Annotated in this window: 15 protein-coding genes; 8 read left to right on the top strand and 7 right to left on the bottom strand. The window is 70.3% G+C overall.

Annotated features, from left to right (window positions below; genetic code table 11):
• Positions 1–67: 67 nt before the first annotated feature.
• Positions 68–1,804 (bottom strand): S8 family peptidase, encoded by a 1,737-nt coding sequence (locus FHL79_RS11600; protein ID WP_138758751.1) that lies wholly within the window; start codon positions 1,802–1,804, stop codon positions 68–70.
• 187 nt (positions 1,805–1,991) lie between these two features.
• Here FHL79_RS11600 and FHL79_RS11595 point away from each other — a divergent pair, with 187 nt between their 5' ends.
• Both FHL79_RS11595 and FHL79_RS11590 read left to right on the top strand, forming a co-directional pair.
• Positions 1,992–3,563 carry an FMN-binding glutamate synthase family protein gene (locus FHL79_RS11595; protein ID WP_138758750.1) on the top strand — a complete coding sequence of 524 codons (1,572 nt, stop codon included), beginning with the start codon at positions 1,992–1,994 and terminating at the stop codon, positions 3,561–3,563.
• A gap of 1 nt (position 3,564) precedes the next feature.
• Complete coding sequence (locus tag FHL79_RS11590) at positions 3,565–4,329, top strand: alpha/beta fold hydrolase (protein WP_138758749.1); 765 nt, start codon at positions 3,565–3,567, stop codon at positions 4,327–4,329.
• A 9-nt stretch (positions 4,330–4,338) separates the two neighbouring features.
• Here FHL79_RS11590 and FHL79_RS11585 read toward each other — a convergent pair whose 3' ends face one another.
• A complete protein-coding gene (locus FHL79_RS11585) occupies positions 4,339–6,213 on the bottom strand; it encodes a S8 family serine peptidase (RefSeq protein ID WP_138758748.1) in 1,875 nt (624 codons plus the stop codon).
• Positions 6,214–6,489: 276 nt separating this feature from the next.
• On the opposite strand from FHL79_RS11585, the gene FHL79_RS11580 reads away from it, so the two are divergent.
• The gene (locus FHL79_RS11580) at positions 6,490–7,470 is read left to right on the top strand and encodes a hypothetical protein (protein ID WP_138758747.1); all 981 of its coding nucleotides are present in this window, start codon (positions 6,490–6,492) and stop codon (positions 7,468–7,470) included.
• Positions 7,471–7,494: 24 nt separating this feature from the next.
• Here FHL79_RS11580 and FHL79_RS11575 read toward each other — a convergent pair whose 3' ends face one another.
• Genes FHL79_RS11575 through FHL79_RS11565 form a run of 3 tightly spaced genes read right to left on the bottom strand, consistent with a single transcriptional unit; the run spans position 7,495 to position 8,610 of the window.
• Entirely contained in the window at positions 7,495–7,953 is a 459-nt protein-coding gene (locus FHL79_RS11575) for a hypothetical protein (RefSeq protein ID WP_138758746.1), read from the bottom strand.
• Complete coding sequence (locus tag FHL79_RS11570; protein WP_138758745.1) at positions 7,950–8,414, bottom strand: TadE/TadG family type IV pilus assembly protein; 465 nt, start codon at positions 8,412–8,414, stop codon at positions 7,950–7,952. The genes FHL79_RS11575 and FHL79_RS11570 overlap by 4 nt, the downstream gene beginning before the upstream one ends.
• Positions 8,404–8,610 carry a hypothetical protein gene (locus FHL79_RS11565; RefSeq protein WP_138758744.1) on the bottom strand — a complete coding sequence of 69 codons (207 nt, stop codon included), beginning with the start codon at positions 8,608–8,610 and terminating at the stop codon, positions 8,404–8,406. Before FHL79_RS11565 ends, FHL79_RS11570 begins: the two co-directional genes overlap by 11 nt.
• A 407-nt stretch (positions 8,611–9,017) precedes the next feature.
• Between FHL79_RS11565 and FHL79_RS11555 the strand changes: the two genes are divergently transcribed.
• Positions 9,018–10,013 (top strand): hypothetical protein, encoded by a 996-nt coding sequence (locus FHL79_RS11555; RefSeq protein WP_138758743.1) that lies wholly within the window; start codon positions 9,018–9,020, stop codon positions 10,011–10,013.
• Between the two features lie 219 nt (positions 10,014–10,232).
• On the opposite strand, the gene FHL79_RS11550 is transcribed toward FHL79_RS11555, so the two are convergent.
• Positions 10,233–10,487, bottom strand: a complete 255-nt coding sequence (locus FHL79_RS11550) for a hypothetical protein (protein WP_138758742.1) — start codon at positions 10,485–10,487, stop codon at positions 10,233–10,235.
• Between the two features lie 68 nt (positions 10,488–10,555).
• Between FHL79_RS11550 and FHL79_RS11545 the strand changes: the two genes are divergently transcribed.
• Together FHL79_RS11545 and FHL79_RS11540 are read left to right on the top strand one after the other, a co-directional pair.
• Entirely contained in the window at positions 10,556–10,975 is a 420-nt protein-coding gene (locus tag FHL79_RS11545; RefSeq protein WP_138758741.1) for a hypothetical protein, read from the top strand.
• A gap of 48 nt (positions 10,976–11,023) precedes the next feature.
• A complete protein-coding gene (locus FHL79_RS11540; protein WP_138758740.1) occupies positions 11,024–11,407 on the top strand; it encodes a hypothetical protein in 384 nt (127 codons plus the stop codon).
• Between the two features lie 21 nt (positions 11,408–11,428).
• Here FHL79_RS11540 and FHL79_RS11535 read toward each other — a convergent pair whose 3' ends face one another.
• The gene (locus FHL79_RS11535) at positions 11,429–12,253 is read right to left on the bottom strand and encodes a hypothetical protein (RefSeq protein WP_138758739.1); all 825 of its coding nucleotides are present in this window, start codon (positions 12,251–12,253) and stop codon (positions 11,429–11,431) included.
• 200 nt (positions 12,254–12,453) lie between these two features.
• Here FHL79_RS11535 and FHL79_RS11530 point away from each other — a divergent pair, with 200 nt between their 5' ends.
• Together FHL79_RS11530 and FHL79_RS11525 are read left to right on the top strand one after the other, a co-directional pair.
• A complete protein-coding gene (locus FHL79_RS11530; protein ID WP_138758738.1) occupies positions 12,454–13,245 on the top strand; it encodes a hypothetical protein in 792 nt (263 codons plus the stop codon).
• 84 nt (positions 13,246–13,329) lie between these two features.
• On the top strand, positions 13,330–13,530 hold the full coding sequence (locus tag FHL79_RS11525; protein WP_138758737.1) for a hypothetical protein: 201 nt from the start codon (positions 13,330–13,332) through the stop codon (positions 13,528–13,530).
• Positions 13,531–13,667: the final 137 nt, after the last annotated feature.

Raw genomic sequence — 13,667 nt, 5'->3', positions numbered from 1 at the left:
CCTCAGGAGGACGGCGGGGCCGGGGCTCAGCTCCGGAGAGCGTCCTACCCGGCCCCGGTCCGCTCAGTCAGCGACCTCCCACTGCTGCCGCCGCGTCGACGATGCCCTCCCCGTAGAGCCCGTTGTAGTCGGTCGTGCCCGCGCAGACGGCGTTGTACAGCGCGGGGTCCCGCTCCTCGTCGGTGTAGTCCTCGACCCCACCCGCGGGGCAGGCGTGGTCCTCCGCCGACCGGGCCAGCACCCGGGCCACGACCGCCGGGTCGAGAGCACGCCCGCCGTGACCGGTCGGGCGGCCGAACTCGTCGATGACCAGGGCGGCCACGCCGGCGACGTGCGGTGAGGCCATCGACGTCCCCTGCAGGTAGGTGTAGAAGCCGCAGACGCCGGCCTCGTCGCAGTACCGCACCGACATGTCGTCGACGGGGATGCCGTTCTCGTCGGCGAGGCCCTCGGCGATCGCCACCTGCAGCGGGTAGGACGACAGGATCAGGTTCCCGGCGCTCATGTACGCCGGCGTGCCGAACAGGTCGCGGTACCAGCCACCCGGGGCGGCGATGTCGATGTCGCCCAGCCCGTAGTTGGAGTAGTCGGCCTTGGTCGTGGACGGTCCGACCGCGGACACCGAGATCACGTCCGGCGCCTCGGTGGGCAGGGTCAGGCAGGTGTTCGCGACCACCCGCGGCCGGGCGGCGTCCGGCGGGTAGTCCGGGCTGGTCTCGTCGACCCGGGTCGGGGCAGCGAGGTCGGTGTTCTCGTTCCCGGCCGCGCTGACCAGGGTGACCCCCCGGTCGCTGGCGTAGGCCAGCGCGCCGGTCAGCAGCTCGCGGACGAGCCGCTGCTCGGCCAGCTCCTCGTCGGTGACGGTGCCCTCCCGGTACTCGTCCCGGGAGGTGCAGTTGTAGAGCCACGGGTCGGTGTAGAAGCTCATGTTCACGACGTCGAGCCGGATCCGCGCCGAGTACGCCAGCGCCGCGACCGTCTCGTAGAGGAAGAAGTAGCCGGAGTCCTGACCGGCCCGCACGTTGACCAGGGTGGCGTCCGGGGCCACCCCGCCGATGCCGAAGCCGTTGTCGTCGGCGGCGACGACGCCGGCCACGTGGGTGCCGTGCCCGTTCTCGTCCACGTCCGCCGGGTCGACGCAGCTCGGCACCTCGCACGGGCCGTCGATGTCGGGCATGTCGGTCGTGAAGTTCCGCGACCGCGCGGGGTCGAAGTTCCGGGCCAGGTCGGGGTGGCTCGCGTCGATCCCGGTGTCCATGATCCCGACGTCGACGCCCTTGCCGGTGGCCCGGCGCTGCGCTGCGTCCGGCGTCGCCCCGATCATCTCCATGTCCCACTGCAGGTCTGCCAGGGGCTCCTCGCCGGGCCCGTGCCCCGGGTCGCCGCCGTGGCCCGGGCCACCGCCTGCACGACTCCCCGGCGGTCGCTCGTCGGCGAAGCGGTGCGGCATGCCGGGGTGGCTGGTGCCGACGGCGTGGTTGCGCGCCGCTCCGGCGATCTCACCGCGGGCCCGGACGTCGTCCAGGAACCGGGTGTTGCCCGACGTCACCAGCGCGACGCCGACCTCCTCGGTGACGTCGGCGACCGAGCCACCCGCGGCCTGGACGGCGGCCGTCGCGGCCTCCGGGCTGCCGGTGAAGGCGACGACGTACTCGGCCGTCGGCCCCTGCTCGGCGGCCGGTGCCGCGGTCGCGGCGGGGGCGGCGGTGGCGGCCGGCGCGGTGGCGACGACCGTCGTCACCGCGGCGGCGAGGACCGCGAGGGTCCTCGGTGAGCTGATGCGTCCTGCCCGGCGAGACCACATGGCGCTTCCCGTTCCCCGGGCGCGCCCGGTGGGGGTGCGGGCGGCCTGGTCACGGCCGCGGTCAGGGCAGTAAAGCGAGCTGTGCACGGCCTGTGAAGACCTCCCCGGCGCGCCGCCTGCCGGCTCCCGCGTGTTGCGGTGCCCGAGGACGCTCCGCAGGGCCCGATGCGGAGGCATGGTTACCGGCATGACCTGGGCCACCCGCGCCGCCGCCGCCGGACTCTCCGCCCTGGCCGGGGTCGCGGCCCGCGACCTGCTGCAACGCGAGCACACCCTGCTGCGGAACTTCCCGGTGATCGGCCACGCCCGCTACCTGCTGGAGTCCGTCGGCCCCGAGCTGCGGCAGTACCTGGTGGCCGGCAACAACGAGGAGCGGCCGTTCACCCGCGACCAGCGCCGCTGGGTGTACGCCTCGGCGAAGAAGCAGAACAACTACTTCGGCTTCGGCACCGACAACGACCTCGAGTACACCGCCGGCTACTCGGTGATCAACCACCGCACCTTCGGCCGGGCGGTGCCCACCACGCACGTGCAGGCCGGGCACGAGACACCGCTGCCCAGCGCGAAGGTGCTCGGTGGGCCCCGCGGCCGGGCACGCGCGTTCCGCCCGGAGTCGGTGGTCAACATCTCGGCGATGAGCTTCGGCTCGCTGTCCGGCCGCGCGGTCGAGTCGCTCAACCGCGGGGCCGCGCTGGCCGGCTGCCTGCAGAACACCGGCGAGGGCGGGCTGTCGGCCCACCACCGGCACGGCGGCGAGCTGGTGTTCCAGATCGGGACGGCGTACTTCGGCTGCCGCGACGAGCACGGCCGCTTCGACCTGGCCCGGCTGAAGGACCTGGTCGCCTCCGCTCCGGTGCGGGCGCTGGAGGTCAAGCTCAGCCAGGGCGCCAAGCCGGGGCTGGGCGGCGTGCTGCCGGCGGCCAAGGTGTCCGCGGAGATCGCGGCGGCCCGCGGCGTCCCCGAGGGCGTCGACTGCATCAGCCCGTCCCGGCACGCGGAGTTCTCCGACGCGGACAGCCTGCTGGACTGGGTCGAGCTGCTGGCCACCGAGACCGGGCTGCCGGTCGGCATCAAGGCCGCGGTCGGCGACATGGACTTCTGGCGGGAGCTCACCGCGCTGATGGCGAGCACCGGCCGGGGCGTGGACTTCGTGACGGTCGACGGCGGCGAGGGCGGCACCGGCGCGGCGCCGCTGATCTTCACCGACTCGGTGTCGCTGCCCTTCCAGCTGGGCTTCGCGCGGGTCTACTCGGCGTTCGCGCGGGCCGGGCTGCAGGAGCAGGTGACGTTCATCGGCGGCGGCAAGCTCGGGCTGCCGGACAACGCGATCGTCGCCTTCGCCCTGGGCTGCGACCTGGTCAACGTCGCCCGGGAGGCGATGCTGGCGATCGGCTGCATCCAGGCGCAGAAGTGCCACACCGACACCTGCCCGACCGGGGTGGCCACGCAGAACCCGTGGCTGTCGCACGGCCTGGACCCGGAGCTGAAGTCGGTGCGCGCGGCCACCTACATCACCACGCTGCGCCGCGACCTGCGCAAGGTCGCCGAGGCGTGCGGGGTGGAGCACCCCGGGCTCATCGACAACACCTCGGTGGAGATCCTGACCGGGCGGACGGCGTCCCGGCCGCTCGCCGAGGTCTACGACTACGAGCCGGGCTGGGGACTGCCGTCGGCGGCCGACCGCGCGGAGATCGTCCGGCTGATGACCGGGGCACCGCAGGGCGGCAGCGCCCCGCCCTCCCCCACGGCCGTCGGCTGAGATGGTCGTCTCCGCCGTGGCGCACGGCGCGGGTCGCCCGGTGCTGGTGCTGCACGGCGCCGGCGTCGACCACCGCGAGGCCGAGGCCTGCTTCGAGCCGGCCCTGGGCATCGGCGGGTTACGGCGGGTCTACCCCGACCTGCCGGGCATGGGCGCGACGGCCGCCCCCGAGACGCTGCGCAGCGCCGACGACGTCCTGGACACGCTGCTCGACTTCGCCGACGAGGTGACGGGCGGAGATGCGTACCTGCTCGTCGGGCACTCGGCAGGGGCGTACTACGCGCAGGCCATGGCCGCCCGTCGCCCGCAGCAGGTCACCGGCCTGGCCCTGGTCTGCCCGTTGCTGCCCGGAGCACGGGACGTGCCGGAGCACCGCGTCGTCGCCGGGCCGGGCGAGCTCGGGGACGACGAGTTCCGCAGCTACTTCGTGGTGCAGACCCCGGAGATGCTGGAGCGGCACGAGCGGTACGTGGCCCCGGCGGCGGGGCTCGTCGACTGGGCGGCGCTCGAGCGGATCGGAGAGCGGTGGCAGCTCACCGCGGACGACCCGCCGTTCGCCGGTCCGACGCTGGTCGTGGCGGGGCGGCTGGACTCGACGGTCGGGTACGTCGACGCGGTCGACCTGCTCGACGTCCACCCGCACGCGACGCTGGCGGTGGTCGACGACGCCGGCCACGCCCTGCCGCACGAGCAGCCGGACGTGCTCCGGGCGCTGCTGGCCGAGTGGCTGGCGCGCGTCGAGCGGGCGGCTGGGCGGCCGACCTGAGACCGCGCATCACTGCCCGGGCGTCATCCGTCCCGCGGTCCGCGCGATCGTCGTCCACGCCGCCCGGCTCAGCGCCTGCCGCTCCTCGGCGTCGCTCACGCCGTCGGCGACCGCAGCGACCGCCAGCCCGAGCAGCACGTCCCGGGTCGGCGGGGTGAGCTCCGACCAGCCGGGGTCGACCGGTACCGGGTGCCCGTCGGGGCCGACCACCACGCCAGGGCCGTCGCCGAGGAGCCCGACGAGCACCCGGACGGCGAGCGCGTAGTCCTGCGAGACCCGCCAGAAGCGGTAGTCGGTGTAGTTCCACCTCGCGAACGTCAGGGCAGCGGCCACATCGATCCGGCCGTAGCCCATCTCCACGTGCCAGGTGCCGTTGGGGTGCGCGGGATCAGCGGCGTACGGGTACCCGCCGACCCGCCTGGCGGTGACCTCGAGGACGTACCGCACGAGGTCGTGCCGCCGGGCGAACTGCCGAGCCCCGGTCGGGCGGAGCGTCGAGGGCTGGACGACGGACAGGACGAGTGCCGCGAGCCCGGCGACGTGCGGAGCCGCTGCCGACGTGCCGAAGAAGCTGCCGTACCGCCCGCCCTTGTCCGTGGTCCACGGGATGTCGCCGGGCGCCATGACGCTCAGCTCGGGCCCGTACCGGCTGTCCCAGACCTTCGCAGCCGGGTTCGGCAGCGGATCGCCCTGGCTCTTGCGCCGATCCGCCTTCGTCGACCCGCCGACGGCGATCACGTGGGGATGCGTCGCCGGGAAGACGAGGTGCGCCGGATCGCTGTCGTCGTCACCCTTGAAGCAGTTGCCGGAGGCCGCGACGAGCACCAGGTCGGCGGCGTGGGCGCTGTCCAGCGCGACGTCCGCCTGCTGGTGTGGGGCGGTGTAGTACCAGCTCATGTTCACGACGTCGGCGCCGCGCGTCCGCGCCCAGTCGAGAGCTGCGACGATGGCCAGCTCGGTGAAGCCTTGTGCGCTGTAGACGCGGATGGGCATGATCCGGCAGTTCGGCGCCACCCCGGCGACCCCGGTCGCGTTGCCGGTGCGCGCCGCCGCGATGCCCGCGCACCACGTCCCGTGACCGACCGGGTCCCGCGGGTCGTTCGTGTCCGCGATCGCGTCGTAGCGGTCGGCGACCGGTACGTACTGGTCCACCAGGTCCGGGTGGGTGAGGTCGCAGCCGGAGTCGACGATCGCGATGACGACGCCGGGATCGCCCTGGCTGATGTCCCAGCCCGCCGGCGCGCCGATCGTGGCCAGGTTCCACTGCTGCGGGAACAAGGGGTCGTCGGGGGTCACGGCGGATTCCGGGGACTGGAGCTGGATCCAGTTCGGGCCGGCGCTGTGCACCACCGGGGACCGGGAGAACTCGTCGGCCACGTCGAACGGGCTGTCCTCCGGGGAGCTCAGGCGGAGGTGCACCAGCATCCCGGCCCGGTCGTCAGGGAGCGTGCGCAGCACCGTCGTCCCCGTCTGGGCCACCAGGCGTTCGACGTCGCCCTCGGCGGTCTGCGGCAGGAACCTGACCAGCAGGTCGTCGGCGAAGGCGTGCCCGGTGTGCATCGGCAGGAGGTCGGCCCGGTGGTAGACCGGGCTCGCGTGCTGGACCACGTCTGCGGCGCGCAGCTCGGCGAGGACCCCGGCCAGCTCCTGCCCCGACTCGGACGCACACCAGCTCGGGTGCGCCCCCGTGACCTGGTCCGGCATGCCACCGGGGGGTTGCCTCACCGGTCGCAGTCCGAACCGGGCGCGCAGCTCCTCGATGTCCGTGGCCGTGGCCTGCGGTCCGAAGGCGACGTGGACCTCGTCTGGGGTGAGCGTGAGCACCACGCCCCCGGACCTGACCTCGCGGGGGAACTCTGACTGGGCGTCCTGGCGATCAGTCACCGACCGACACCTCCTCGGTCCGACAGACGAGACCGGCCGGACGAGGGCGGCTCCTGCCGTGCCGTCGAACGCTAGCGCCAGCCGTGGCGTTGTGGCCGGTCTGCAGCTCCGGCGCCTGACGGGTGACCGCATCCAGTGCCGGGCTCAGCGTCCGGCCGACATCCGATGCCGCCTGGCAGTTGACTGTGAAAGACGTAACGACACGCCAAGCCGCCTGGCGGGTGACGTGACTCACACGCCATCCTCGCCGCGAGGCGACTTCCGGGGAGGCCAGCGATGGACCAGTCCGAGCAGCACGCGGGACGACAGGACGAGCCGCCGGCCCACCGGCGCCGGGGGTGGATCGCCTCTGGCGCACTCGTCGGTACCGGGCTCCTGGCCGGGGCGATCCTGGCCGGCACGCTGAGCGCCAACGCGGCCGGAGGAGGCGGCGGCGGCTCGGTGTTGGCCGCGCCGGCAGCGGCGACGTCCACGGAGACCCCGTCGGCCGATCCCGACTCCGACCTCCCCGGACACGGCTGGCGGGACTGGTGGCACGGCGACGACGCCCAGGTCCCCGGTGACGCCGCTGCGAAGGTCGAGGACGCGGTGTTGGCCCAGTACCCCGACGCGACCATCTGGTGGATCAGGTCCGACCCCGACGGCGGCTATGACGCCTACCTCGACACCGCCGACGGCAAGGACCTCGCCGTCCACCTCGACGACGCCTTCGCCGTCACCGGGACCGACGACCTCCCCGACGCCGACGACCACGACGGGGACGGGCACGGCTGGGCGGGTCACGGCTGGATCGGTCACGGCTGGGACGGCGCGTGCGCCGACGACTCCGGAGCTTCCGTCCCCGACGATGCCGCTGCGAAGGTCGAGGACGCGGTGCTGGCCCAGTACCCCGATGCGACCATCTGGTGGATCAGGTCCGACCCCGACGGCGGCTATGACGCCTACCTCGACACCGCCGACGGCAAGGACCTCGCCGTCCACCTCGACGACGCCTTCGCCGTCACCGGGACCGACGACCTCCCCGACGCCGACGACGGGTGGCACCACGGCGGGAACGCCGTCCCCGACGAGACGGCTGCGCAGGTGGAGGACGCCGTCCTGGCCTCGTACCCGGGCGCCACGGTCCCGTGGACCTGGGCCGACACCGAGGACGGCGGCTACTCCGCCCTCGTGCTGACCGCTGAGGACGACGGGGTCGTCGTGCACCTGGACGACTCGTTCGCGATCACCGAGACCGAGAACGTGCCCGGGTGCTGAACGGGTCCGACCCTCGGAGCCGGGTCAGCCGTCGACGTAGCGGTCGCGCTCGACGACGAACTCACCGGTGGCGGTGTTGGCGTCGATGAACTCCGGCAGCAGTGGCACCCGCACGGTCACCGTCACGCACACGAGGAACTCCTCCCCCGGCGTCAACGCCGGGGTGTAGCCGCCGGCCGCGCCACATCCGGCGCCCACCGGCGCGTAGGCCAGCACCACGTCGGTCGCCTCGACCGACTGGTCCGCCACCGCGATCGCCACCGCTGCCTCCGCCCGCGCCTGACCGGTGACCGCGTCCGGCGCGGTGCCCAGCGCCCGCCCGGCCTCCCGTGCCGCCTCGGTCGCGGCGAACACCCCGCGCTGCACCGAGGAGAACCCGGCCACCAGGTAGACCAGCGGCAGGAACACCACCAGCGCGATGAAGACGAACTCCACGATCGCCGACCCGGCCTCGTCCACCAGCCGGGCACGCAGCCGGCTCACGGCGCCTCCTCCACCGCCCGGCCGGTGGCCTCCAGCGGCAGCAGGTCGCCCAGTGGGGCGAACAGGGTGGGCACCGCGCCGGTGCACCGGACGACGACCAGGGTCAGCCCGCTGCCGTCGACCTCCTGCACCGACGTGCAGCTCAGCCCGGCCGCCGTCCCGGTGGAGGTCGCCTGCCCGACCACCTCCAGCGTCCGGCCGGCACCGGCCGCCGTGGGCACGTCAGCGTCCGCTGCGTAGCGGGCGCCCTCCTGGGCACTGGCCACGATGACGTTGCGCAGGTGCACGTAGACCGCGACCTGCAGCACCGCCAGCAGCAGGGCCACGACCAGCACGCCGACCAGCACGAAGTCGACGACCGCGCTGCCCCGCTCGCGCCCGCTGTCCCCCGGCCCCTGTGCAGGGTCCCGCCGCGAGCTCGCGAGTGGTGGGGGGCAGAGGGGCCCTTCGTCAGCCCGCACTCGTGACGGACTCCAGCGCCCTCGACACCGCGTCCACGATCGCCGTCCGGAACGGCACGAGGATGGCCAGCACCAGGGCCGCCGTCATCACCGTGATCATCACCCAGCCCGGGACGTCGCCCCGCTCGGGATCGTCCTCCCGCAGCCGGGCGGTCAGGGCCGCGACCGCGGCCAGCAGGTACGCGTACGCGCGCATCCGTCGTCCTCTCTGTCGGTCACCGGCGTCACTGCGCCAGCGAGACGATGCTGATCAGCCCCGGGAACAGGGCGAACAAGACGGTGACCGGCAGCACCAGGAACACGACCGGGACCGCAAGAGTCAGGTTGACCCGGTTCTACTAGAAGACAACTCGCTCGTCACAAGCCGCCGAGTCGGATCTTTGTCCCACCATCCGACACGGAGGCGGGACGTCTCTCGACAACCCGCCAAACTGGCCCCGCGCGTCCCAATTGCGCGTTCGAGCAAGAAGCGCCGAGCCGACTATCCTCAGACGGCCAAGCACTGGCCGAAGACTCGGGGCGTGCTCGAAGCCGGACTTGGCGGTCCCGCTAAGTGACAGGCCCGCACCCAACGTCCCTCCCCTCGAGCTGGATAGGACTTGCATGGTCGAGACGGGCGCGCCAATGACTGGAGTTGAGCAGCGGATCAAACGGCGGGGGGTATGGCCGGCGTGGCTGCAACCCGGCGCAGTCACCTTCTCGCTTGGACTGCTCGGATCCGCGGCATATGCCATTCTTTATTCGTTCGACCTTTTCTTTCTCATGGAGTTCGGAACGTCTCCTGAGGAGGTCGGCGTCAGTCAGGCAGCGCTCGTTGTCCGCGCAACAATATTCGCGGCCATCGTCTTTTTCTTTCTGACTATGCTAGGCGCCTTTTTGGCCGTCCTGGTTCCCTACATCTACGGCATGGCAGGCATTTTACTGTGGTCTGCACTCGGATGGCTACCCTTCGACAGGCGTCGCCTCGCTCGTGCAGTAGCCGCGCGATTCAATAGTTGGCGCGACAAGTCGGCGGGCGATGATCAGGTACATCTGTACTCGCGCGGCGCGGCAGGTGACACAAAACGGCAAACCTGGGCAGTGAGCATCCTCTGCGCCACTGTCGTTACAGTAGTCGGTAGAACCGTCCCGGGTTCGTTCTTCGGAAATTACTGGGACCCCCTGGGCAGCGTCGGAGACCAGATCGGCTTTACAGTCCTATACATTGCTCTTTTGAGCGCCCTTTTTGGCGCCCTCGCGCGGATACGGCACGCCCTGGCCATCACGGTGTGCACGGTTGCACTCTTCGGTATCGCCGTTCTTGGAGCGATGGATCTCGCCTCAACGGCGGGCGAGGACGTAGCTAACGGCCCGAGCGATTTCACGATCGCTGCGCTATTCGTCGTCGGACTCGATGTGCGGCCCGCTTGCTTCGAGTGGACCGACGGCCGCCCGTTGACGGTTCCGGCAAACGTGCGACTGTACCTAGGTCATGCAAACGGGGTGCTTGTCCTCGCCGACCGCGAAAAGACCTATCGCGTTATGGACAGTGAGGTCAAGGTCATTTTGCAAGACGTACGCTCCTTGAGCGCACATTGTTCAGCGCCGCATGCCAACTGATATCCGCGTCGACACCGACTGGCGGATTACCTCGGCGCCAAGCCGGCCATGCTGTGGGTCTAGGGGCACCCCTACAACATAACTCGACACAAGGGCGCGGGCCGCGCCCTCTCTTACGACCAGAACGAATTGGATGCAATCCAACCCTCAACTCTCCGACCCTTCCCAGCGGCGACGCATAGATCACCACACCGAAGGCTGTCCCCAAGGCGAGGCGGACTAGTCGAGGGTGCGTAGGTCTTTCGCCTGATGCCAGCCCAGCTCCGCACCCTCGAAGAAGCGGCCGTAAAAGATGGTGGCCAGGCCCAGCCAGATGCCGTCAGCAGTCCTCTGCCGGCACCATAGCCACCCAGTGGCCTTATCTTCGGTGGTCAAAGCCACCGGCCGTGGCGGCGACACCCACGATGCACCCGGCCGAGCGAGTGCCGCCTGCAGATCGTCTGCCAGCGCCTCGTCGGGGGTCGGCGTCCACACGTCGGTCAGACTAGGCACCCAACGTGTCGATCAGCGGACGCCGCGCTTCGTGACGCTACGGTCACGTTGTGGATCAAGTGGGATCGAAGGCGGAGCAGGAGACGACGGTTGCCGAGGGACTGGCGATCGGGTGCCTAGTGTTGGGCGTTACCGCAGTCGACAACCAGGACGCAGATACCGCGTTCCGGCGCGCGTGGGCGGAATGGCCCCACGCCAAGCGCTATCCGCACGTCAAGGCTTCATTTGAGCGCAATGCCGTGCCGCGCATTCTCAGCAAGAGTGAAGGCCGAACGGGCTCGTATCTGGCCTTTTGGGCCGCTGATCGGGGATTTGCACCACACCTTCGCCCGTCGTGGGACCTACAGGGAGCGATCGAGGAACTGACTGCCTCAACGGGGCTCACGGCAGCCGACTGGACCGACTTGGCGCGACGCTTCGTCAAAGCCCTCGGCGACGACCATGTGCAGCGTGACGGAACGTCTGCATAACGAAGCGGTCCGGCTCGGTGGTGCCCCTACTAAGAGAAGGGTTGATTAATGGAAGACGGATTCTTGTGGGGAGAGGCCGAGGTCACGTATCCCGACTGGGTAGGCACGGCGCAACTCGATAAGCGGATGACTGGGCCGTCGTTGAATGATCTGGTGGGTCTCAATCACGACGACTGGTTCATCATCGGACTCGACATCGGGGGTGGCGAACACAGTCATGCGCTACGTGTAATCGCCATCCCCCAGGGCGCCGAGACCGCTGAGGAGGAAGTCGTCGCGACGGAGTTCCTAATTCATAACAAGGATCCGTACGAGATTCTGCAAGCCATGACACACGTGTTCGAGCTGCGCCTCAGGGTGAGCCGCTTCGCGGACCGACCCATCCGCATCATGTCGCTGTCAGACGTGCCAGAAAAGTTTATGCAGGAATGATGCACGGGGGCCGCGCACCACTCAACGGGACCGCACCCGACCACGAACCCGGGTGAGCGCTGGCTTGCTTATCTCGGCGAGCGGGTCACCACTGGCGATGGCATCGAGGTACGCCTGCCAAGAGATGAGACCCGCCATCGCGTAGTCGACCTTGAACGGGGAATCCCGCCGCTCCTTCTCGATCAGCCACAGCGGTGCACTCTTGTCGTCGGTCGCCCGCACATCCCGCTTGACCGCGGCGCCGATGTGAGCGGTGAACCGTTCGTCCCCGGCGTGAGTGACCTCACCGGAGCGCATGGCGTTGGCATAGCTGCGGCAGGCCAGCGCGGTGCGTCGCAGGCCCCTGGAGTCGGTGAAGAACTCGACCACGCGGCGGGGGACGTGCTTGCTCGCCTGCCGGGCCAGGATCACGTCATAGCCCTGCGCCGGGTCGCCGTACAGGCGCGTGACGTGAAAACGGGCGAACAGGTCATCGAGGGTGGCTTCGACCTCAGAAGTGGGAACCTCCCAGTTCGGGTCCTTCGCGCCGGGGTGTTCCCACCAGCCGGCCAGCCATTGCCAGCCGGTGAGCATGTCGGTGGCGACGATGCCGGTGGAGTCCCGCCACTTGGAGCTGTCCAGCCCAAGCGCGATCGGCCCGCCGATCGGTAGCTCGCGGATGCGGGTGAGGTGAGACCACCGGTCGGCGTCGAAAGCCTGCCTCGCGCCTTGGGTGCGGCGGTTGAGCCACACCCGCTCGAAGTAGGCAGCGTTACCTCGCCGCTTGGCTTGGCGATCGACGCGGTCCACCGCCTCTTGGTGGAGCCGTTCCGCCGTGCCGGTCTTGCCGTGGTGTTGATCGACCACGTGGGCCACGCTGACAAGAGCCGCCCTATGAACAGCGTCCGCTCGGTCGTTGTCAATGAGAGCATCACGCGTCACTACCGGACGTCGTCGTCCGAAGACCACTGGGGGACCTTGTGAAGCGCACCGCCACCGTCCTGTCGATTGCTGCGCTCTCTGTGGTCGGCTTTGCCGCTCCGGCGTCCGCCGCTGACCCCTCTGCCGTGTGTAAGAACGGCGGCTACGTGAACTACAAGGACCCGGCCACCGGCAAGCCGTTCGCCAACCAGGGGCGGTGCGTCTCGACGCTGGCCCGGGGTGGTGCGCTGGTGCCGGTCGTGCCGCCGGTGGAGGTCTACACGCCGCAGCTGGTCGCCGTGCCGCACTCGGCGTTCACCGAGGAGTGGCTGGCGACGTGGCCCGGCACCTGGGGCCTCTCGTACCGGCTGGAGGGTGCCAAGCCGAGTGGGATCGTGACGCTGACCTACGAACTGCCCGGGGTCAGCCAGCCGCAGTCCCAGACCTTCGCCGTGAAAGAGGACGGCACCACCGACGCGTACACCCTGACCAACGACTGCGGGGCTCAGGCCACCGCGATCACCGCTGTCGAGGGTGACCACTACCGTCCGCCGACGGGGCTCTTCGAGCCCGTCCGGGTCGAGCTGGCGAACCCGCTGCCGGGCTGTGAGTCCCCGGCGGTGCCCCTCACGCCGCTGATCGAGGTCGCTGCGTCTGAGGGCTACGGCACGGGCCGCAACCGGGTGTACACAGTTCAGCTGCAGGCATCAGGCTTCAGGCCTAACACCGAGACCTCGGTGCGGAAGGTCAACTCCAGCACCGGCTACGGCGACGTCATCAGCTCCTTCTTCACCACGGACGCCCAGGGCGGCTACACCGGTGCCAGCATCATGGGGCTGTGCAGCACGCCCTATCCGGTCTATGGCGTGGACGAGTTCGGGAACCGGTCACCGGCGATCGACCTCTCGGACAACGAGTTCTGCCGCACCACCGTCTGAGGACTGAACGAGGAAGGGCCCGTCACCTCACGGTGGCGGGTCCTTCGCGTTGACCGCTGTTACCCAGCCGAGGAGCCTCGGTCCGTGACGATCCGCTGGTTCACCGATGCCGACCGCCAGGCCCTGCGCGAGGCGCAGGAGGAGCGCCGGGTCCTCGATGAGCTGATCCAGAAGTACGACCCGCCGCACGAGATGACGGATGAGGAGAGGGACGCAGCCATCGCGCGCTTCCCGATGGAGAGACGGATGAACGGCCTGCGGATCGACCCGCACCGACGCAGCTGATCCCGCCTGAACGTCACCGTCCAACGGGGTCCCTGCGACACCCGCACGGAGCACGGATCGGGCTGAGGATGTGCGCTGACTAGCGGAAACAGCCCTTCATCCACCGCCTGTCAACCCACTTGTGCGGTCGAGGGCGG

Origin of the sequence: Modestobacter altitudinis (assembly GCF_005930475.1) — a bacterium.
GTDB lineage: Bacteria > Actinomycetota > Actinomycetes > Mycobacteriales > Geodermatophilaceae > Modestobacter > Modestobacter altitudinis.
This window is presented reverse-complemented; position numbering and strand designations above follow the sequence as displayed.

What these genes read in the sequence shown, in the direction of transcription:
- FHL79_RS11595 (WP_138758750.1), top strand. Translation starts at nt 1,992, where the DNA reads ATGACCTGGGCCACCCGCGCCGCCGCCGCCGGACTCTCCGCCCTGGCC.
- FHL79_RS11565 (WP_138758744.1), bottom strand. Translation starts at nt 8,610, where the DNA reads ATGCGCGCGTACGCGTACCTGCTGGCCGCGGTCGCGGCCCTGACCGCC.
- FHL79_RS11555 (WP_138758743.1), top strand. Translation starts at nt 9,018, where the DNA reads ATGGTCGAGACGGGCGCGCCAATGACTGGAGTTGAGCAGCGGATCAAA.
- FHL79_RS11590 (WP_138758749.1), top strand. Translation starts at nt 3,565, where the DNA reads ATGGTCGTCTCCGCCGTGGCGCACGGCGCGGGTCGCCCGGTGCTGGTG.
- FHL79_RS11580 (WP_138758747.1), top strand. Translation starts at nt 6,490, where the DNA reads ATGGACCAGTCCGAGCAGCACGCGGGACGACAGGACGAGCCGCCGGCC.
- FHL79_RS11600 (WP_138758751.1), bottom strand. Translation starts at nt 1,804, where the DNA reads ATGTGGTCTCGCCGGGCAGGACGCATCAGCTCACCGAGGACCCTCGCG.
- FHL79_RS11540 (WP_138758740.1), top strand. Translation starts at nt 11,024, where the DNA reads ATGGAAGACGGATTCTTGTGGGGAGAGGCCGAGGTCACGTATCCCGAC.